This window comes from Egibacteraceae bacterium (assembly GCA_035540635.1).
Taxonomy (GTDB): domain Bacteria; phylum Actinomycetota; class Nitriliruptoria; order Euzebyales; family Egibacteraceae; genus DATLGH01.
In genome coordinates this window covers 14,433-34,271 of the sequence record DATLGH010000018.1, presented here as the reverse complement: position 1 = coordinate 34,271, position 19,839 = coordinate 14,433, and the positions used below count along the sequence as shown (strand labels likewise).

Below are 19,839 nucleotides of genomic sequence, written 5' to 3'. Positions count from 1 at the left end.
CTCCTCCGCCTCGTATGCCTCCGCCCCGGCGCGGACCGCATCGGCGAGCGCGTCGCGGTCGATGCGCAGGTCGCCGTGCTCGGGGCACAGCGGCACGGGATCGTGCCAGTACAGCTCGCTGTTGAGGAGGTCGATCTGGATACGGACGGACGTCTCGAGCTTCGTCTCGGCGGAGCCGGGGACGCCGAAGCCGTCGAGCACCCCGGTGAGGCCGAGGCCGGCGGCGAGGTCGGCGATGTCGGCGGGGACGAAGGTCTCGTGACTGGTCTCCACGGGAACCGAGATGCGGGACTCGACGACCGCGCCCCTCGGGGTGTGGTAGACCGCGCCGATGTCGGTGCCGCACACGCCGCAGCGCATCCGCAGCACCGGATCGGGCTCCCGGCTGTGCCACGCCTTCAGGGCGGCGGGCAGGCCCACGGGCTCGACGTTCACACTCGTCAATCTAGCCGACCGGTGCCGGGCAGGGCGACCGGGAGTCCTGGTGAGGTGTCGGGCCCCTGCCCGATCGGGGAAGATCCCATCCCCGATGGTGTCCGGGGAGGCCGTGCAGTGACCGCGACGCTCGACGACCTGCTCAGCCGCCTCGAGCTCCTGCTCGAGGAGGCCGCGGGGGGTTCCCCGGCTTCGCCCGCGTGGAGGTGGCCGAGGACGACGCGCCACCGCATCCGCCGCCGGGCGCGACGCTGCTCCAGCTCCTGCCCCGCGCGGAGTAGCGGGCGCGTGGAAGGGCACGCCGTCCTCGAGGAGCTGCGCCGGCGGCTGCGCTCCTACACCCCCGACCGCTACCCCGTGCAGCACGCGACCACCCAGTTCCACCTCGGCTCCATGCTGCTCGGTGCGGGCAGGGCTGCGGAGGCGGCGGCGGCCCTGCGGGTGGCGGTGCGGCTGTCCGGTCCGCTGCCGGTCGAGCGCGCGAAGGCGGAGAACGTCCTCGGCGCGGCGCTGCGCGCCTGTGGCCGCCAGTCCGAGGCCGCCGAGTTGTTCAGCGCGGCCGGGGCGACCTTCGCCGCGGAGCGCCTCGTCGCCGAAGAGGGTGCAGCTCTCCACAACCGGCCTCGTGCTCGCGGAGCAGGGCCGCCCCCGGGAAGCCCCCGACGCGTTCGCGGAGGCGTTGGCCCGCTTCGACGGGCAGGGGCTGACGGGGCGTGCTGCCGCCGCCGCCCGGGAGCTCGGCGGCGCCCAGCTCGCGGCGGGCGACGTCCCTGTCGCCGTCGAGACGCTGGAGCGGGCGGTCGCGCTCGCGGGGCGCAGTGGGGATCAGCCGGGGCTCGGGGCGGCGGCCAACACCCTCGGACTGGCCCACCTCGCGGGCGGCGGCGCCGGCGCGGCCGCGGCGGCGTTCCAGGCCGCGGCTGCGGCGCACCCCCGCGGGGTGCGCCCGGACGAGTACGCGATGGCGAAGGCCAACCTCGCGCTGGCCTACGAGCGCGCCGGCGACGCGGCCCGTGCAAGCCTCGCGGCGACCCAGGCGCTCGGGATCGGGCCCGCCCCGCCCCCGCCGGTCGCGGCACAGGCCGCCGCCGTCCTGGACCGGCTCGGCGGCGCGCAGCCCGACCTCCTGGCCGTGCTCAACGACGAGCCCGCCGACCGCTGGCCGACCGTGCTGCGTGAGGAGGTGGCCCGGTGCCTCGACGACGACCCACAGGGGCGACGTGCGGCGCTCGGCGTGTGGATCGACGGCCAGCTCGCCCGCAAGGGCAGGGGCGCCGACCTGGCCGCGGCCTGGCTCGCCGTGCTCCTCGAGCGCTCCCCCGAGCAGCTCGAGCGCATCGCCGCCGATGCGCTCGGTGAGCTCGCCACCGGCGACGCACCGGCGCGCGACCGTTTCCGCACCGACGTCGGGCGGGCCATGCTGCGCCTCCACGAGCCGCAGCGGCTGCGGCTGAAGGACACGTTCGACCGCGTCGGAGCCGGTGAAGCCGCCGGCGCCGGGCCACAGCGTCCAAAACGACATCCGGGCGAGCCGCTGCACGCGGTCGCACAGCGCCGCGTAGGCCGGCGCGTGGTCGGCGAGCAGGCGGGTGTACAGCTCGGCGCGTTTCGGGGTCGTCGATATGGGCCACCGTGCGGGCGCGCTTGAGGAGGTCCTGCTCGCCGGCCACGGGCGGCGGGGTGGGCAGCCCGGCGTCGCGGCGCAGCGCGGTCCACGACTCGGAGGGTCGCCGGTAGATGTCGGCGAGCTCGCGGTCTGCCTCGCGCAGGTAGCCGGCGAGGCCGAGGTCGCCGTGAGAGCGCACGTCGGCCACGAGCGCCGGCCGGCGCAGCTCCACTTGCGCGCGTACGTTGTCGAGCACGATCTGCTGCGCGACGCGGTCGAGCACCAGGGCGCAGCCCGACGGCAGGTACGGGAACCCGCCGGCGACCTGGTCGACGAGCCCCTTGCGCGACGACCCGGTCAACGCCCGGTAGCGCAGGTCGAACGAAGCGGAACTCGCGGCGCTGCGCGCCGATGAGGTCCAGGACCGTGAGCACCGCCTTGCCGGGGGCGCGACGCAGGCTGCGGCCGAGCTGTTGGTGGAACACCGTCGCGCTCTGCGTGGGGGCAGCAGCAGAACGGTGTCGACGTCGGGCACATCGAGGCCCTCGAGCAGGCGCCGGAAGAGCTTGCGCGGGCGCCTGCAGGAGGTCCGCAGCCAGGCCAAGCCCTATCAGGTGCGGCAGTTTCTCCGGTTGCTCGAACGGTACGATCTCCTGCGAGAGGATCTCCCGTGAGCGACTACCACATCAACGTCTTCTACAGCGAGGAGGATGGCGGCTACATCGCCGACATCCCCGACCTCGAAGCGTGCTCTGCATTCGGTTCGACGCCCCAGGAGCACATGCCGAGGTTCTCGTCGCGAAAGAGGCCTGGCTTGCGGTCGCCCGCGACAGGGGCAGCCGATCCCCACACCGCGTTATCGGCCCTCCCTTCGCGCGTGATGACCATAAGACGCCGGTGCCGAGAAGCTGTTGGGGGATGAACACCGCGCCGCACCCCGCAAGTCTTGCGACTTCGCCCCTGCTGCCAGCTGGAGCAGGGCAGGGTTACTCGCCGCGGGACCGGGGTTCGGGTCGTTCATGTCGCTCCCGCCGGGAACGACGGCTACCAAGGAATCGCTCACTCGACCGACACAGCAGGCCGCAGGAAGGACAGTCAATGAAGTGTGGGAGAAGCTTCTGCGACCGCCCGATCGCTTCTGTCCGATTGACAGCTGCCTGTTCCTTGATCCGGTGATCACCAGCGAGGAGTACGCCTTGCGCTACGGCGACAGCGAGGCGAGCCGGTGACGTCACCGGCGGAGGCCTTACGTGCCCGCTTGAAGTCCGATCCCCAAACCGATCTCCGGTCACTGCGCACGGAAACGGACAGGACACTTTCGATCGGGCGAGACGTCTGGCGACTGCGCTGGCGAGAGCAGGTAGCCACCGCAGTTGCCGGCGATGCCGACTTGGCAACCACGTGCGGTGCACTGCTCGACGCGCTGGCGGTGCGGGAGACGGTCCTCGACGAGGTCGCGCCCCCTCCGGGGGCCCAGACCGTTGACGCCTCTCGAGTCAACGTGCTGATCGATCGTCCCTTGCCCGGTAAGGAGCCCTCCGAAGTCGACCAGGCGATGCGGAGCTTGCGCGACTCCGTCCACGGACACGGAGTCTTCGCCCACATCTGGTACCAGCGAGGCGATGATGAGGGTTGGGCTGACGACATGGCACCCGCCCCCACCTGGATGCCGGAGGACCCACTCATCAGCCGGTGGGTGCAAACACTGCTGCTACCACGGCTGACCGCACAACCCACGGCCCTTGCTGCGGCAATCGTGGCCGCGGTCGGTGACCCGTCGCTGCACCTGTTCCCCTCCGAGATCAGCGACGCCGTCCCTGACCGTTGGGCGTTGCGCATCGACGGCCTTGAGATCGGAGTCATCGGCGCTCAGACAGGGACGCTGACTGTGGGAAAGCCTGGCAAGTCTGGCGATGGCCCGCAGCGCCAAGCCTTCACCAAGGTCTTCGGACAGCCGAGCGTCACCGTTTCCCTTATCGACCAGACCCTCCCTGAGGCGTTGAGCGTCGCAGAAGCTGCCGAGCTCATCCGCGCCTTACTCCGTCGTTTCAGGCCCGCTGATGTACCGGGCGCGCCCATCGCTCACCGCTTCAGCGGCGGCCGGCCAGTCGTCGACGAGCACACCATGGAGGCCCGCCTCCTTAAAGGCCTCATCGCACCCGACGTTATGCAGGCGGGACTCGTCCTCGGTGATGGTCGGGTGGCCAGGGGGAGCCAGTTCCCCACGCTTTGGGGTCACAACGCCCAGGCGCGCTACCTCGATGCCCTCCTCTGCCGTGGCACGACACCGTTGGCGGTCGAGCTCAAGGTCGCCAGAGGTGGCCAGGGACGCTACTACCGCCGCGCGCTCGCCCAAGCCGTCCTGTACCGCCACTTCATCCGCAGCACTCCGCCACTTGACCCATGGTTCGACCACGCCCGCCTCGAGCGACAGGCTGTCGCAGCGGCTGTCGGCATTCCCATACCTCGCCGCTGGACACCGGACTTCACCCAGAAGCTGCAGCTGCTCCGTCGCGTGGCAGCCATGGTGGACGTCGAAGTCCATGTCCTTGACGATCGAGCGACACCGGAGTGGGACATCCACTCGGCACTGCCGGAGCCACGTGACACCGAGTTGGAACTCCTCACCTGGCGGCTGGCAGCGGCGCTCTCCCGACGGTGGCCGATGTCCTTCGGAAGGGTCGTGGAAAGCCGGCCGCTTTACGGCTTCTACGACATGATTCAACTGCAGCATCAGAAGGATGCTCGACTCAATCCACCCTGGACCCAGCCGCTCGTCTCGATGAACCGTCCCGGGTCTCTACGGGTCCTGGCCCAAAGCGGCAGTGAACGATGGGTCTGGCGTGGCATATGGAACCATCTCGCCAACGGCGGCGACCCAGAGCAGGCGGCCGCCATCGTCGGCGCGATCGCCGGCCTGCCCGAGGCTGAGCGCCATAGCGGACCATCCTTCGCGGAGATGGCGGTGACCTTCCTCAGCATCGTGGCCGATGATTCCTGGAGTTGGAGGAACGGCTGGCAGGACGACCACGTCCCCGAGTGGGTTGACCGGTACGGCTCTGTGCTGCACCGTTACCGCCGACGCAGCACCGGCGACGTACTGCCCACCATCGGGCGAGTCTGGGGCGCCACCCGCCACGGCCAAGCAGAGGTGATTGTAGATCAACAATCGCTTCGCACATGGGTCTGGGATGGAGCACAACCGCTCGAGATGCTCGCAGGCGACCCGCTCCGGCGAATCGCAGAAGGGGCTTCACTCCTCGGCTACACAATTGAAGATCAGGGAAGGTAGCCGTTCGCCCTCATTAGCAGGTGATGCTCCCCCTACTCGCCTCTGGGTCGGAGCTATAGGGCTGGTGGTGAGGCACTGCAGTCAAGCAGTCAACAAAGACGCCCGTTGAAGGAGCCAACCGGCTTCAACTTTAACGCAGCCCCAGTCGTGCACCTTCGAGTGACCGAGAGACTTCGCGAACCGCCGGGTGCGGCGGCTCCCCGAAGCTGTTTAACCCCCCAGCTCCGCGCTCGGGGACGCCTCGCGGCCTCCTCTCCCGAGGTGGGGCCAACTACACCACTTGAGCAGGCTCGGCCGAGCGTGGAGCTGCGTGGGTCCGGCGGGTCGCCCAGTGGCCTGAGCGGCACGGACTAAGGCTTGGAGCTCCTCGTCCGAGGGCATGGGACGGCCCTCGCGACAGACCCTGGAGCCGTCAGCGCGAAGGCTGACACGACTCTCGTACTCGACGCGCTCGTAGGGCCAACGGTAGACGTTGGGCATCTCACGGAGGGTTTTCTGCGTATAGGTAGCGGACGAAGCGGTAGCGGAGCCAGTACGGAAAGAAGTACGGCTCCTCCTTGTAATAGATCCACCGCGCCCAGAACACCACGCAGAGCACTACGATAATCGCCACAACGACGTAGAACAGCACTGTCAGGAGGAGCACGAACAACAGGGAGGCCACCATCAACTAGATGGCAAGCATCCACCACGGAAGGGCAAAGACTGCACGCGGTTCAGTTTCCATAAGAAGTCCTAGCACTCAACTGTACTCCACGCAGCGAAGCGTTATCCGAGCCTTGCGGATGATGGTGGAGTACGGGAAGGCGGTCGAGCGCTTCGCGCGCCTCGTCTGCCGCACCGATCCAACCGGCAGCGTCGAGGACCGCCACGGCGTCTGACAGCGCGGCCCGCGCCTCGCTGAAGCGGCCGAGGTCGGCGAGCGTCCACCCGAGGTTCTTGCGCGCCTCGGCCTCGAGCTCGAGCTCCCCGAGCTTTGCGAACGCCGCGATGGCCTCGGCGTGGGCCTGCTCGGACTCCGCGAGGCGGCCGAGGTGATTGAGGGCCATGCCCATACGGTCGCGGGCCCGTGCAGTGTCGCGCGGCGAGACCACCTGCCGGTAGCGCGTGTACGCGTAGCCGTAGTGCCCCAACGCGTCGTCGTGCCGCCCGAGCTCGGTGCAGCAGTCACCGGCCAGCTCCGCGCTGATGGCGGCGGCATCGGGCGCCTCGAGCGATTCGAAGACCGCCCGCGCTTCGGCGTGGCGGGCCAGCGCCTCCTCGCCACGCCTCAGGGCCCGCAGCGCACAACCGAGGCGATCGGTCACCTCCGCGGCTCGGCGGTCCTCCCCTGCCACCGTCCACGCCGAACGCGCTTCGTCCAGCAGCATCGCCGCCACGCCGTGCAATGAGGCGCTCACGGCGACGTGTGCACGCACGTCGAGCAGCAGCGCCGACAGTTCGGCCTGGTCGAGAGCGTCGACCGGTCCCTGCCAGCGGCGCAACAGCGCGAGCGACCGTGCGCTGTCGAGCGGCGCAAGGGTCGTGGCCACGACGTCCGCCACTTCGGGGAGAAGGGCTGCTTCACCCGACGACACCGCGAGCGCGGCGGCGCGGTCGAAGGCCGCTTCGGCAGCCTCGGCCTCGCCGGCCCACGCCAGGTCCCCGGCCTCCCGGGCGAGGGCGAAGACCACCCCGGTGGGGGCGTCTGCCGGGACGTCGGTGCCGCTGGCGAACCAGGTAAACGCGTCCTCGCTCTCGGCGTCATCCTCATCGATCCGCTCCTGCAGCAACTGCTCCTCCTCCGACGGGCGATACTCCCAAACCCCATTGTCTCCCAGGGGTGTGACAGCCCCGCGTCCCAGAGCAAACGGGCAGCAGGCCCTCAGCTCCCGGAGTCGGGCCGCTCGGGCAGCGACCGCACCACGTCGATGAGCTCGTGGTTGTGCTGGTAGTGGCGCAGCGCGGCGCCGACGCGGCGCAGCGCCTCCTCGCCGGAGATCCCCAGGCGCAGGTGCAGGTAGGCCGCGGCGACGGCGGGGGTGCGGCTCTGCCCGGCGGCGCAGTGCAGGTACACCCGCTTCCCCTCGTCGCGTATGGCGAGGACGCCCGCTGCGGTGTCGGCCACGACGTGGCGCAGGTGGGTGTTGGCGCCCGGGGTGTCGATGAGGTGCAACTCGTGGTGTTCGACGTCAGGCGGAGCGAAGGTGCGGCCGACCCGGCACAGCGACACGACCGCGTCGATCCCGGCTGCGGGAAGACCCGCGACGTTGCCGACCATCACGCCCGGGTCGTCGCGCAGGGCCACAGCCAGCGGTGGCTGGCCGGCGCTCCGCCGGTAGTACTCGGCGAGGCTGTCCGCCGAGGGCGTCGCCGGCGGCCACGCCCAGCAACGTCCCGGCGACCCGGTCGATCCGCCCAGAGCTGCTGCTCATACGTCCCACCACTCCCCGTCGTCGCGCAGCTCGACCCGCGGGAACAGCTCGCCGAAGCGCCCACCCGCCTCCGAGTGCATCGGCACCACCCGCGCCGGGTGAAGCGCGTCCACCAGACGCTTGAGGTCGGGCACCGAGGCGTGCCCCGAGGTGTGCAGATGGACCAGCTCAACGCCGTGCTCGTCGAGCAGCCCGCGCAGCCGCACCCCCGAGGGCTCGACCAGGTAGCCGTGCCACAGCGACCACACCACGACGCCGCGCCCGTCGAGGACCCCCGCGCGGATCAGCTCCCCCACGGTGGAGGAGGGCACATGGAACAGCCACCGGCCCGGGTCGGCGGCGAGCTCCTCGGGGAAGACCCGCTGCGCCTTGATGTCAGCGACGCGGGAGAACTCGCCGGCCTCCTTCACCCTGATGCGCTGGCGGTTGGGCACGTACACGCGCAGCACCTCGTGGCCGGGCTGGGGGATCGTCGCGCGGGTCGCGGCGGCGACCGTCGCGCCGTACAGGTCCACGACGCAGGAACGCCCGGTGCGCTTGGCCGCCCGGTACACGGTGACAAGCCGGTCGAGGTTCTGCGCGGACCCCAACACGACGACCGCGCCCTGGGTGTCGCGGCTGAGCTCGACGAAGCGCTCCTCGAGGTCGGCCTCGGTGGCGAAGGTCGCCTCGTCGTTGACGGCGTCCGCGCGCACGTGCGTGCCCTCCATGACCAGCACGTCGACGCCGGCGGGCGGGTCGGCCAGCAGCCGCTCGAACATCGCCGCCTTGCGCCCGTGCGCGCGCAGGTCACCGGTGTAGAACACGCGCGCCCCGTCTGCCTCCACCAGCAGCGAGTAGGCGTCGAACGCCGAGTGGTCAGCGAGGTAGGGCGTGACCGTGAACGGCCCGAGCGTGAACGGCTCGCGGTGGCGCAGATGGCCGGCAGCGTGCACCGAGGCGGACACCGGCGAGAAGAACGCCGCCGCATGAAGCAGCGCCTCGGCTTCCGCGCCGATGTACACCGGGACCTCTGTCGAGATGCCGGCCACCAGCCCGTAGTGGTCCAGGTGCGCATGGGAGATCAGCACCCCCAACAACGACCCGTCGGGCTCGGTCAGGCCCGCCACAGCGGGCAGCGCGACGTCGTCGTCCCAGCCCGCGGCCAGGGGCCGCCCGAGGTCCAGCACCACCCGGCCGCCGTCGGACGCCTCCAGCTCCACACAGCTGCCGCCGATCTCCTTGCTCCCGCGGTGGATGCGCCCTCGCATCAGCAGCCGCCCGCGTGGAGGCTCACGCGCCGTGCCCAGGCCGACGCCGTGTACTCCAGGCCTTCCTGGATCGCCGTGTGCCCGAAGCGACCACACACGGTGCGGTAGTCGTCGGGGCGCGCATAGGCGAACTCGTGCTCGACGACGCCGTACTCCACCGGCGTGTCGAAGCCGCTCACGACCGCGGCCGGCTTCTCGTACAGCCCAAGCCTCCAGACCAGCGGGACGGAGTCCTGCGGCTGGGGCTTCAATGCGGCCACCTGCGCAGGGTTCACCGATCTGCGGCTTGCCGGAGGCTCTCGACGGCTGCGGACCAGCTCGTGGGCGAGGCGGCCGCCGGGGTGGCGCTCCCGGGCGGCCTCCGCCAGCCCGGCGTAGTACCACAGCTGATCGTCGCGCCCGGCGTTGAACCGCTGCCACACCGACTGCCCGTCCAACTCCAGGTCGGTGGGCAGCGACCGCAGGTTGTGCAGCTTGTCGGCGAGCATGACCCGCGCGGCGGCCCGGTCGGCCTTGGCGAGCGCGTCGATGGTGTGCTGCTTGCGCGCGCGCCAGTCTGCCGACGAGCGCTCCGCGGGCCGGTCGACGTCCACGTCGGTGCACGCCTCGACGAGGTCACCGACCCGGTCACCAAACGCCGAGCGGATCCGCCCGATCATCGCGGGCATCGGCTGGCCGCTGTCCTCCAGGGTGTCGTGCAGCAGGCCGGCGATGGCCTCGTTCTCGTCCCCGCCGTCCTCCAGCACGAGGCTCGCGACGGCGAGCAGGTACGACACGTATGGGATCCGGCTGCCCTTGCGGGACTGGCTTCGGTGGATCTCGGCGGCGAACCCGACGGCGTCCACGAACCGCTGCGACGGCTGGACGAGGGGGACCTCTTCCATAGACCTGCCTTTCCGATTGACGCCGGACACCGGTCGCGGGCTTGCCGGGGCCGGCAACCGCCCGAGGGTGACAGCTCGACGGGAACCAGCCGCGGCCTACTTGAACAGCTTGCGCAGCGCCCGTCCGGTCTGGCGGCCAGCGACCCGGCGGGTGACTCGACGGCCGACCTTGCCCTTCTGCACGGCGTTGACGTCACCGAGGATGCGCGCCAGGCGGTACAGCAGCCCGCGGGTCTTGTTGATGCTCATCGCTTGCCATCCTTTCTGCTGCGCGCAGCGCCGCCAACCTGTCTGGCCGGGGGCGTGACGGTCATGGTCGCGGGCCGCCGCCGCGCTTGCGGCGCATGGTGCGGCTGTTGTAGTGCAGGGCCTTGCTGCTCATCGGCGAGAACGCCCCCGACGCCAGGTGGGTGTGCACGGCGGTGAGCTCCTCGGCGCTGGCCAGCAGCTCGTCGGCGCGCGCGGAGCCGGCCGCGGATCCCCGCAATGCCTCGGCGGCGTCGTGCAGCACGTCGCGGGCTCCGTCGAGGTCGCCCTGCTCGGCGCGGTGGCGCGCGTCCTCGACGGCGCGGGCGGCGAGCAGGACGCTGACCTCCTCGACAACCTCGGCGTCGGGCACGGCGGTGGCGGCCTCGTCGGCGGACACGAGGTTGACGAACAGCGGGTAGGTGACCTCGTGGGCGGCGACCTCGTCACCGACGCTGACGAAACGCAGCACGACGTCGGCGACCTTGGCGGGACCGAGGGCGGCGAGGCTGGGCAACGCCAGCTTGAACACCACCCGCAGCTGCTGGCCGGCGTAGGCGTCGCCGGCGAGCACCTGCACTCCGCCGGCCACCGGTGTGGACGGATGGTCGTTGAGCACGGCCACGACCTCTACCTGGTCGGTGGGGCGGATCTCGACGCTGACGTTCTGGGCCACCAGCGACACCAGGTCGCTGAACTCGGCGGCGAACGCGGCCGGCGCGTCCTCGGGCGAGGCGATGAAGTGCGCCGTGCCACGCCCGGCGTCGGCCATCGCCGTCAGCAGCTCCTCGTTGAACCCGTCGCCGAAGCCCAGCGTGGTGGTCGCCACGCCCTGGGCGCTTTGGCGTTGGGCGAGTGCGACGAGCGTGTCAGGTTCGGTCAGGCCCTGGTTGGCCAGCCCGTCGGTGAGCAGCAGCACCCGGCGCAGGCCGTCGTTGCGGCGACCCAGCTCCTCCACGCCCTTGAGCCAGCCGCCGGACAGGTTCGTCATCCCGCCGGGGTGGATGGCGCTGATCGCCTCGCCCAGCACGCTGGCCTGCACCGGCGCGAGGGCAGCGAGCAGGTCGACCTCGTCGTCGTAGGCCACGAGGGCGAGCTCGTCGTGGGGCTGGAGGCGCTCGACGAGGAACGCCGCGCAGCGCTTGACCACCTCCAGCGGCCCGCCGGCCATCGAGCCCGACCGGTCCAGCACGAGCGCGACGCGCAGCGGCGGCCGGTCGCGGTCAACGGGCGCCGCGGGTGCGGTGACCGCCACCATGGCGTGCACCTCGTGAGCGTCCTCCACTGCCAGCAGCCCGTGTTCGAGCCTGAGTGAAACGTCCATGCCCTCCCCCTTCGTCGAATTGCAACGTACTCGTGGGGTGTGACATCACGGGGGCACCGCGAAGGCCGCCGCCCGCCCCGGCTGATCACGCATCCGCAGGCGCCGGGGAGTCCATCATCAGGCCGTGCCTGGCCGCGAACAGGCTCGCCAGGGCGCGGTTGGAGACCCCGATCTTGGTGTAGATGCGCTCGACGTGGTTACGTGCGGTCTTCGGTGAGATGACCAGGTGGCTGGCGATCTGCTTGTTCGACAACCCCAGTGTCAGGAGTCGCAGCACCTCGACCTCACGAGGGGTGAGCCCGGCCGGCCAGCTCCGTCGGCGGCTCGCCTCATGGCCGGCAGCGCGCAGCACGGCGTCCGCCGCTCCGCCATCGAGGCGTCCCGCCTGCACCTCCGCGCGCAGGTGCGAGGCCGCGTCCGCCGGCGCGCCCGCCGGGCGGTGCGGCCGGGGCTCGATGCGCGCATGGTAGGTGTCCGCAGCCGCGAGAACCCGCCCCCCGGGTGTGAGCGCAGCACCGGAGACCCCACGGGGGTAGCCGGAGCCGTCCAGTCGCTCGTGATGCTGGACCGCGATGGCCCCCCGCGCGGTGAGCGCCGGCGACCACGCAAGCATGCGTTCGGTCAGGTAGGGATGGAGACGGACGCGCTTGAACTCGGCGGGGTCAGGGTGGCGGGCTTGTCCCAGACCGCGTTGGAGACGCCGAGGCGGCCCAGGTCGTGGTCCAGCCCTGCTCGGCGGATCGTCTTCGCGTCGGTCGGGGGAGCCCCGGGTCGAGGGCTGCGGCCCCGGCGAGATCCGCCACCCCCCGCGAATGGCCGATCGTGTAGGGCGACTCCACGTCGACGAAGTCGGCGATCGCCTCGAGGGCGGCTTCGAGTTCGTCCTCGGAGAGCGAAACGCTGAGAGCAGGCGCCGCTGCGACCACCGAGTCCCAACTTGTCGCGGTGTCGAGGTCGTGGAAGAGAGCCGGGGCCTCGGCGCAGAAGATTTCGACGAGGCCCGGGTCGAACTGGGTCCCGCTGCGCTGCCGTGCGACGGAGATCGCCGCGTCCGTGCCCCCCGCCCGGTGGAAGACCTCGACGACATCAGCCAGGTTGACCAGCCGCGAGGTCATCAGGATCTCCTCGCCCTTCGCCCCCTTCGGCACACCTTTGCCGTCCCACCGCTCGAAGGTCTGCTCGACGCTGTGACGAACCCGTCGGCCGAGCACGAGTCGTTCCGCCAGGCCATCTGCGGCCAACCGGTGGTTGTCCAGGATGGCTTCGGCCGCGTGCCGTCGGCCCCCCAGGAAGGCGATCCCCAGCTGAGCCCGCTCGCGCAGAGGCCGGCCGGCTCCCAGATGGTTCAGCATGAGCGACGCCTGGCTTCCCGCTCCGGCCAGGTCGACCTGGCGGAAGTCCGCCTTCAACGCCTGGTCGTCGCCGAACCACTTGGCCTGCTCGTAGGCATCGACGTGGCAGCCCACCCAGGCGAGCAGCGCGGCGTAGTAGACGACCTCGCGGTCGGACTCGTCGAGGCCCACCGCTCGGACAGGCGCAGCGCGATCAGGCACTGTCGAAGCACATGGTCCATCGGCAGGCCCATGCCCAGGTCCGTGCCCAGGGACAGGGCAGCCAACAGCTCCGCCAGCCGGACGCGCTCTCCTGCGGAACCGCCAGCCATCGGTCAACTGTACACACGGGTGCTGCTAGCACTGGCAGCCTGCCCGGGGCTGCTGCGTCCGGCAGACGAGGCAAACGCCCCATGCCTCGGGCCAGTTCCTTCTGCATGATCGAGGAACACGGAAGCCGGCGGCGGACGCCCGTGCTCCCCGAAGGAGAGGGCGAGCGGTTCTTAGGCGCCGCACTGGCAGAGGCCAACACCGCTCGGATCACGATCACCTGGACCGGTGACCGGTCTCTGTCCGTGCTGGTGGACGACATGCTGGACTGGAGCATGGAGCTGGGCGCCACCGGCGCGACCAGGGTCATGAGCGCCGGCGGCGCCCACCTGCCTGACGCTGCGTGGCGCTCGGGCCTGGTGCTCCGCGCCATGAGCGCGACGGCCGGGCCGTTCCTGTCGATCGGCAAGGTGCTCCTGACGGGGCACGATGCCCAACGGCCAGCGCTACTGGGCCGCCCCCCGGCGTGTGTGGGCCGTTCCGGGAACCACCGCGACCCTCCGCGGCGAGGATCTCGGGCCGCAGGCGCCGCTGCCACGCCAGATCCGGCTCGGTGACTTCTGACTGCCGCAGCGGGCGATCTTCTTCGCCGACGCCTCGTCGAGGTTCACCGCGCGTTCCGAGGCCTTGGCAGCCCCCCCGTCGTCACTGATCGGGGCTGCACCGCCCGTTGAGTTCGACGTCCCTCCCTCCGGTGGCTTACCGGGCGCCGACTCGCCTACGGAAGCGGCGGCTCCCCGAAGGTTGCGACCCAGCATCCGGCAAACAGCCCACCGCTCCCGACACGACGCCCCGTAACCAAATGCCGCATCAGTGGTAGGCCTCGGGCCTCAGGCTTCAGGGCGCCGGCCGTACCCGATCAGGGCTAGCCCCGGCAGCTCGACGCCGCGATCCGTCGCGTACTCGGCAACCGCAGCGCGCAGGTGGTCTTCCAGCGCGGTGCGTGTACTAGCGTCGAGACGCGCGATGATCGTGGCCACAGGCCCGGCGACGACGGCCGTGCGACGCCACCATGCATCGAACGACGGCGACCGGAGCGGCACCTCGAGTCCCTCCAACGTCACGGATTCGAATCCCGCTCTTTCGACAAGCGGAAGCAGGACCGAGCGGTCGGCAAGAGCGAACGGGCCCGGCATGCCCGGCGGTGGGATCTCCTTGCCGGTCACGGCGGCAACGGCGTCGACGACCACGCCGAGCCACGGGTTGGCGTCAGGTGGCCCCCACACCGAGAAGGCGAGGCGGCCGCCGGCACGAAGGACGCGATGGATCTCACCCAGCGCGCGGGCTGGATCGACGGCGAACATCAGCCCCTCACGGCACACCACGCTGTCGAACGTGGACTCGGGCTGGTCGATGTCCTCGAGGTCGAGCGTGGCGGCGACGACGTTGCTCAACCCCCGTGCCTTGGCTCGTGCCATAGCGGTCGCCACCATCTCGGCGGCGACGTCGGAGATCAGGACCTGCCCTCGGTCGCCCACGGCCGCCGCTGCGGCGAGACCGGCGCCGCCGGGCCCACAGGCGAGCTCGAGCACTCGTTGCCCCGGCAAGAGGCCGAGCAGGTCTAGGAGCCGCTCGGTCATCGCCGCCCCGCGTTCGTCGATCTCGTCGGCGTAGTCCGCCCAGCGAGGGGCCACTGCGGCCCACATGCCGTGGACGTGCTTGCGCCGCTCGTCAATGTCGGCTGCTATCATCGCGCGCTCCTCAGTCGAATCGGGTTATGCCGAGAGTATTCATTTCTGTGAGCGGGTAGTCAAGTGGGCGATGGTGACTTTCCGAAGCGGTCGTACCGATCACCGCGCCGCGAGCAGCAAGCGCTCGCCACGCGGTTGGCGATCCTGGACGCAGCCCAGGCGCTCTTTGAGCGTGACGGCTACGTCGCCACGACCATCGAGGCCATCGCCCAGGAGGCAGCCGTCTCGGCGAAGACCGTGTACCTCGCGTTCGCGACCAAGGCGACACTGCTCCGCACAGTGTGGGACCGCGCCCTCAAGGGCGACACCAGCGACGCGCCCGTCGCCCAGCGGGAGTGGTACCGGGCGATCGTGGAGGAGCCTGACCCCCGGCGTCAGATCACACTCTTAGCAGCCGGCGCCTGCGCCATGAAACAGCGGATCGGGCCGATGCTTCGAGCCATTCGCTCGGCTGCGGTGGTCGACGCTGACGGTGCAGCCCTGTGGGAGCTCATCCAGACGGACTTCTACGCGAACCAAAGGGAGATCGTGAGTGCGATCGCGCAGCACAAGGGCCTCCGCTCGAACCTCGACGTCTCCACGGCCACAGACATCCTGTGGACGCTGAACCACCCGGACGTCTGGCTTTTGCTCACCGGCGAACGAGGTTGGAGCCCTGCCGCATTCGAGACGTGGTTCAGGGACACGCTCACCGAACAGTTGCTCGGGACCGCTGACAGCGCGTCGGGCGCGCCCAGCAAGCATGGATGAACTGCGACGACTACGGCCACCCTGCACGTCCGTTGTGGCTGGTCCTCGCCGCGCCTCCCCATGGGGGCATACCGGGGGTATACCCAAGATCAGCGTCTACCTGCCCGAGGTCCTCTATCGTGCGGCGCGGGACGAGCAGTTGCCGATCTCCGCGTTGACGCAGCATGCGATCGAGGAGGCCCTGCGGGCACGCGTTACTGACCGCTGGGTCGAGCAGGTCGGTTCCCGAGCGCCACGACTGCGCCGCTCCATCGATACGGCGGCCGCCGTGCACGCGGCTCGTGACGAGTTCGGCGCATGATCGTCCTCGATGCCGCGGCCATGGTGGACGTCGTGCTCGATCAGTCGGCCAAGCACTGGGTTCTCGAGCAGCTGCGCGGCCAGGTGGTCTGCGCCCCCGCGCATCAACCCGCCGAGGTGCTCTCCGCCATCGCCCGATTGCGGCGTGCCGACGAAATCGACGATCAGGTGGCCCAGGCGGCGCTACTCGAGGTCGACGACCTGGAGCAGGAGCTGGTCCCTCCCACGGGCGCTCACATGACTCGAGCGCTGGAACTGCAGGAGCGCGTCCACTTCCTGGATGGTCTCTACGTCGCGCTGGCCGCCGAGCGTAAATGTCCCCTCGTCACGACCGATCACCGCCTGGCCCGGGCCGAGCCGCCCTGCCAGGTGCATGTACCCGACGAACCCGAAGCGACCTGACCTGCTCAGCCACCCTTTGTCCCTCACGGCGCACGAGCGACGCAGAGCGGGGCCGCCTATACGCCCAGACGCAGCTGCTCGACGGGTCGACCGGGATCTCGGGTGGCTCGTCGAACAGCCGCTCCAGGTCGTGCACCGCGTGGGCGCCGCGGCTCACGAGCGCCTCGTTGCCGTCCCCGGCGCCCTCGCCGCTCCAGACCGCAACCGGACCGAAGCCCCGGCGCAGGGCCTCGACGGCACCCTCCCATGTCCCTCCGCGGCCGGCGTCGGCTGCGACGACGAGCGTGACCCGCGCGAGCGCGTAGATGATCTTGTTGCGGGCCATTGCGCTGGCTACCGAGAACCCCGCGGTGGGCCTGTAGGGGGTGACCAGGCATAGTTCGTTGCGCCTGATCGCTCGCCGCACGTCGGGCTTGCGTAGCCGCCGGTCGAGCGCGTCGGCCAGGACGCCCACGACTGTCCCACCGGCCTGCGACGCCGCGTCCATCGCGAGCCGGTCCACGCCCTTCGCCCCACCCGAGATCACGGTGTCGCCGCGGTCGGCGGCCGCTTGCGCGACCCGCGTTGCGACCACCGCGCCCGCATCGGCGATGGTGCGGGAGCCGACCACCGCGATACCAGGATGCTCGAGCAGCGCCAGCGACCCGGCCGTGTAGAGGACCGGCGGGGCGGTCGTGCCGAGCCGGCGAGACAGGCGCCCGGGGTAGGCCGCGTCGAACGGGGTGACAGCGTGCAGCCCCTGCTGCTCGAACCGATCGAGCTCGATGGCCAGGGCCGTACCGGCGTCGAGGAGTGCAGCGGCCCGCTCGGCGATGACGCGCGACAACCCGAACTGGCCGACGAGGGCCTCGACGCTGCATCCGAGCAGCACCGCCGGATCATCGACCTGATCGAGCAGCTGCCAGTAGTCGCGCGAGGTGAGCGGTTCGGCGCCCGTGTCGACGAGGCGGTTCGTGAGCAGCAGCGACGCGAGCGCACTGTCGGAACGGGTTGGCATGTCGTCGTCCAGTCTCTCACATCGGGGCACGCTCAACGCGGTGTCGCGGTTGAGAGCGCCAGAGGGTGCACGCGCCCGCTGGCGGCCTCGCGGAGCAGCACGGCGACGACGGTGAGCGTCCAGCGGGAGTCGACGATGTCGTCCACGAGCAGCACGGGCGTCGTCGGCGGCGGACCCGTCAGCGCGAACGCGCCGATGACGTTGGCGGCCTGCTGCTGGCTGTTCTCCATGTCCTTCTGGGGGCGCCCTTCACGCACCTTTGCCACGATCGGCCGAAAGGGCAACCCGAGGCGGTCGGCGACGCGCTCGGCGAAGTCCGGCACGAGGTCGGGGCGCCGCAGCGACGGAACGCAGGTCACCCATGCCGGTTCCGGCCGGGGACGCCATCGGCGCCGCAGCTCTTCGACCGCCCCGACAAGGGCGTCGTCGAAACGGCCGTGGTGCAACTTGCCGGCACGCACGAGCCTTCCCCACCCCGCATCGCCGAAGATCGACAGCGCCCGACCCGGCTCCGCCCGTGACCCGACGGGGATCCGCCCGGAGACGCCGGCAAGCCCCGTCGGCCACTGCTGCCGCGGTGCGATGTCCAGCGTCTGCCACCGCAGATGCTCGACGGCGGCGGCCACCACCTCGTTCGCGACCGCAGCGGGCAGCGCCTGGCCGGTACAGCGGCTGCAACGGCCGCACGGGGCGGCGTGGGGATCGTCGAGCTGCTCGCCCAGGAACTGCATCAAGCACCGGCCGGTGGTCACGTACTCGGCGACGGCGCGCTGCTCCGCACGCCGCTGGGCTGTGACCCGTTCCACGCGTTCGGCGTCGTACTCCCAGGAGCCCAGGGTGCGCAGCCAACCCGCAGCGGTGCGCTCGACCGCGCCCTCTACCTCGAGGATCTTCAGCATGGCTTCCAGGCGGCTGCGCCGGACGTTGACCCGCGACTGGATCTCAGACATGCGCACCGGGGCCGCCGCGGCTGCCAGCAGCTCGACCACAGCCTCTGCCTGGTCGCGCGGTGGGAAGGCGACTTCGATGAAGTGGTCTTGGATGTCGGCGTCCTCGGTGCCGGCGAGCAGGATCCCAAAGGCCTTGTCCACTGCTCGGCCCGCGCGGCCGACCTGCTGGTAGTAGGCGACGATCGATCCGGGAGCCTGGAAGTGGACGACGAACCCCAATCGGGCTTGTCGAACCCCATCCCGAGCGCGGAGGTGGCCACGACGACCTTGACGTCGTTGTCCAGCAGTCGCCGCTCGACGTCTTCCCGTGCGTCGGCATCCAGGGCGCCGTAGTAGGCCGCGGCGTCGATCCCTCGGCCGCGCAGCCAGGCGGCCAGCCGCCGCGTGACCGCGACCGTCAGGCAGTACACGATGCCGCTGCCGGGCAGGCCGGGTAGGTAGGTGGCAAGCCAGGCCAGGCGTTGGGCCTGGTCCGCTATGGGCGCGACGAACAGCCGCAAGGACTCCCTGGCGAGGGGCCCCCGGTGCACCGCGAGGCGCAGGTCGAGTTGCTCGCCGATGTCGGCGATCACCCGGTCGTTGGCCGTCGCTGTGGTGCCGAGGACGGGCACCCACCCGTCGCGGTTGGCGCTGTTGATCGTTGACGCGTGCACGCCCGCGCGCTCGGCCATCAAGATCTGGTTGCGCATCAGCGCCAGCAGCGGCGAGATCAGGAGCGTCGGACCGGCTCCCCCCTCGCGCAGTAGACGGGTTGCGATGAAGTACACCGCGCTCTTGCCCCAGCCCGTCCGCTGCACGAGCAGCAGGCGCGCGCGATGCTCCACGAGGGCGAGGATGCTCTCCAGCTGCCCGGCCCGAAACGACGCAGTCGGCCCCGCAACCGCGGTCAGCAGCTCTGTCGCCCTCGCGTCCCTCGTCATCGCCACGACCGTACGACGGCGCTGGGACAGTTCGGAAAACCGTCGGGGCGCTTACGGGAACGCGTGGGTGGGTCAGCGGCTCGCGGTCGGCGTCACCACAGGATCGGCAGGCCGCCGAGCGCGGCGAAGCCGGGGTCCTTGGTCACCAGCGTCGCCTGCGACAGGAGAGCCTGTGCGGCCAGCATGCGGTCGAAGGGATCGCGGTGCGCCCAGGAGAGCCCACCGGCGCGTACGGCGTCCGCCGCGGTGATCGGACGCTCCTCGGCCCCCAGGCGGAGCGTGAGGGCGTCGTGCTGCCGCAACAGGACCTCTGCTTCTGGCCACCGCCCCGCTTGGTGCTTGATCGCCATCTCCCAGACGGTGGCAGCCGACACCAGAAGCTCGTTGGCGGGATCCGTGACCGCCTCACGCGCTGGCGCCGACAGCCGATCCGGCGCGGTGACGGCCCAGACATAGGCGTGGGTGTCGAGCACGAGGGTGGTCACGACCACCGCTCGAGATCATCGCCCTCCAGTGGGTCGAACCGGTCGTCGGGCATCGTCAACGGCAGGAAGCCGATCTCCCGACTCGGTGGCGGCTGGAGCGGCACGAGCCGCACGAGGGGCCTGCCCGCGCGGGCGAGGATGACCTCCTCCCCCGCGAGCGCGGCATCGAGCAGGCGAGACAGCTGCGCCTTGGCCTCGGCGACGTTGTGCACGCTGACCATGATGACCAGCC

Annotated in this window: 21 protein-coding genes; 5 read left to right on the top strand and 16 right to left on the bottom strand. The window is 70.8% G+C overall.

The features are described from left to right. Positions 1-435: hypothetical protein (locus VM324_03295; protein HVL98298.1), on the bottom strand; the 435-nt coding region annotated here is incomplete at its 3' end. A 601-nt stretch (positions 436-1,036) separates the two neighbouring features. Between VM324_03295 and VM324_03290 the strand changes: the two genes are divergently transcribed. Both VM324_03290 and VM324_03285 read left to right on the top strand, forming a co-directional pair. Further along, positions 1,037-2,083 (top strand): hypothetical protein, encoded by a 1,047-nt coding sequence (locus VM324_03290; protein ID HVL98297.1) that lies wholly within the window; start codon positions 1,037-1,039, stop codon positions 2,081-2,083. Positions 2,084-3,299: 1,216 nt separating this feature from the next. Then, on the top strand, positions 3,300-5,333 hold the full coding sequence (locus tag VM324_03285; protein HVL98296.1) for a hypothetical protein: 2,034 nt from the start codon (positions 3,300-3,302) through the stop codon (positions 5,331-5,333). 481 nt (positions 5,334-5,814) lie between these two features. Here VM324_03285 and VM324_03280 read toward each other — a convergent pair whose 3' ends face one another. The 9 genes from VM324_03280 to VM324_03240 form a co-directional block, all read right to left on the bottom strand. After that, positions 5,815-6,000, bottom strand: coding sequence for a hypothetical protein (locus tag VM324_03280; protein ID HVL98295.1), 186 nt, complete (start codon positions 5,998-6,000; stop codon positions 5,815-5,817). Between the two features lie 49 nt (positions 6,001-6,049). Further along, positions 6,050-7,105, bottom strand: a complete 1,056-nt coding sequence (locus VM324_03275) for a tetratricopeptide repeat protein (GenBank protein ID HVL98294.1) — start codon at positions 7,103-7,105, stop codon at positions 6,050-6,052. A 92-nt stretch (positions 7,106-7,197) separates the two neighbouring features. Continuing rightward, entirely contained in the window at positions 7,198-7,620 is a 423-nt protein-coding gene (locus VM324_03270) for a dual specificity protein phosphatase (GenBank protein HVL98293.1), read from the bottom strand. Between the two features lie 123 nt (positions 7,621-7,743). Further along, the gene (locus VM324_03265) at positions 7,744-8,997 is read right to left on the bottom strand and encodes an MBL fold metallo-hydrolase (GenBank protein HVL98292.1); all 1,254 of its coding nucleotides are present in this window, start codon (positions 8,995-8,997) and stop codon (positions 7,744-7,746) included. Then, positions 8,997-9,881: an HD domain-containing protein gene (locus tag VM324_03260; protein ID HVL98291.1), complete on the bottom strand. Its 885-nt coding sequence runs from the start codon at positions 9,879-9,881 to the stop codon at positions 8,997-8,999. The genes VM324_03265 and VM324_03260 overlap by 1 nt, the downstream gene beginning before the upstream one ends. A gap of 96 nt (positions 9,882-9,977) precedes the next feature. After that, positions 9,978-10,130: a hypothetical protein gene (locus VM324_03255; protein ID HVL98290.1), complete on the bottom strand. Its 153-nt coding sequence runs from the start codon at positions 10,128-10,130 to the stop codon at positions 9,978-9,980. A gap of 61 nt (positions 10,131-10,191) precedes the next feature. After that, the gene (locus tag VM324_03250) at positions 10,192-11,451 is read right to left on the bottom strand and encodes a VWA domain-containing protein (protein ID HVL98289.1); all 1,260 of its coding nucleotides are present in this window, start codon (positions 11,449-11,451) and stop codon (positions 10,192-10,194) included. Between the two features lie 85 nt (positions 11,452-11,536). Further along, the gene (locus VM324_03245; protein ID HVL98288.1) at positions 11,537-12,136 is read right to left on the bottom strand and encodes an HD domain-containing phosphohydrolase; all 600 of its coding nucleotides are present in this window, start codon (positions 12,134-12,136) and stop codon (positions 11,537-11,539) included. Continuing rightward, entirely contained in the window at positions 12,114-13,004 is an 891-nt protein-coding gene (locus VM324_03240; GenBank protein ID HVL98287.1) for an HD domain-containing phosphohydrolase, read from the bottom strand. The genes VM324_03245 and VM324_03240 overlap by 23 nt, the downstream gene beginning before the upstream one ends. A gap of 537 nt (positions 13,005-13,541) precedes the next feature. Here VM324_03240 and VM324_03235 point away from each other — a divergent pair. Continuing rightward, positions 13,542-13,676, top strand: coding sequence for a hypothetical protein (locus VM324_03235; protein ID HVL98286.1), 135 nt, complete (start codon positions 13,542-13,544; stop codon positions 13,674-13,676). Between the two features lie 266 nt (positions 13,677-13,942). On the opposite strand, the gene VM324_03230 is transcribed toward VM324_03235, so the two are convergent. Continuing rightward, positions 13,943-14,803, bottom strand: a complete 861-nt coding sequence (locus tag VM324_03230; GenBank protein HVL98285.1) for a class I SAM-dependent methyltransferase — start codon at positions 14,801-14,803, stop codon at positions 13,943-13,945. Positions 14,804-14,866: 63 nt separating this feature from the next. Between VM324_03230 and VM324_03225 the strand changes: the two genes are divergently transcribed. Together VM324_03225 and VM324_03220 are read left to right on the top strand one after the other, a co-directional pair. Further along, on the top strand, positions 14,867-15,553 hold the full coding sequence (locus tag VM324_03225; GenBank protein ID HVL98284.1) for a helix-turn-helix domain-containing protein: 687 nt from the start codon (positions 14,867-14,869) through the stop codon (positions 15,551-15,553). A 297-nt stretch (positions 15,554-15,850) separates the two neighbouring features. Continuing rightward, positions 15,851-16,255 carry a PIN domain-containing protein gene (locus tag VM324_03220; GenBank protein HVL98283.1) on the top strand — a complete coding sequence of 135 codons (405 nt, stop codon included), beginning with the start codon at positions 15,851-15,853 and terminating at the stop codon, positions 16,253-16,255. Here VM324_03220 and VM324_03215 read toward each other — a convergent pair. The 5 genes from VM324_03215 to VM324_03195 all read right to left on the bottom strand — a co-directional run bounded on the left by VM324_03215 (position 16,179) and on the right by VM324_03195 (position 19,828). Further along, positions 16,179-17,252: a DNA-processing protein DprA gene (locus VM324_03215; protein HVL98282.1), complete on the bottom strand. Its 1,074-nt coding sequence runs from the start codon at positions 17,250-17,252 to the stop codon at positions 16,179-16,181. The genes VM324_03220 and VM324_03215 overlap by 77 nt on opposite strands. 32 nt (positions 17,253-17,284) lie before the next feature. After that, positions 17,285-18,202, bottom strand: coding sequence for a hypothetical protein (locus tag VM324_03210; GenBank protein ID HVL98281.1), 918 nt, complete (start codon positions 18,200-18,202; stop codon positions 17,285-17,287). Next, complete coding sequence (locus VM324_03205) at positions 18,145-19,122, bottom strand: helicase-related protein (protein HVL98280.1); 978 nt, start codon at positions 19,120-19,122, stop codon at positions 18,145-18,147. The genes VM324_03210 and VM324_03205 overlap by 58 nt, the downstream gene beginning before the upstream one ends. Before the next feature lie 92 nt (positions 19,123-19,214). Continuing rightward, positions 19,215-19,613, bottom strand: coding sequence for a type II toxin-antitoxin system VapC family toxin (locus VM324_03200; GenBank protein ID HVL98279.1), 399 nt, complete (start codon positions 19,611-19,613; stop codon positions 19,215-19,217). After that, entirely contained in the window at positions 19,604-19,828 is a 225-nt protein-coding gene (locus tag VM324_03195) for a type II toxin-antitoxin system prevent-host-death family antitoxin (protein HVL98278.1), read from the bottom strand. Before VM324_03195 ends, VM324_03200 begins: the two co-directional genes overlap by 10 nt. Positions 19,829-19,839: the final 11 nt, after the last annotated feature.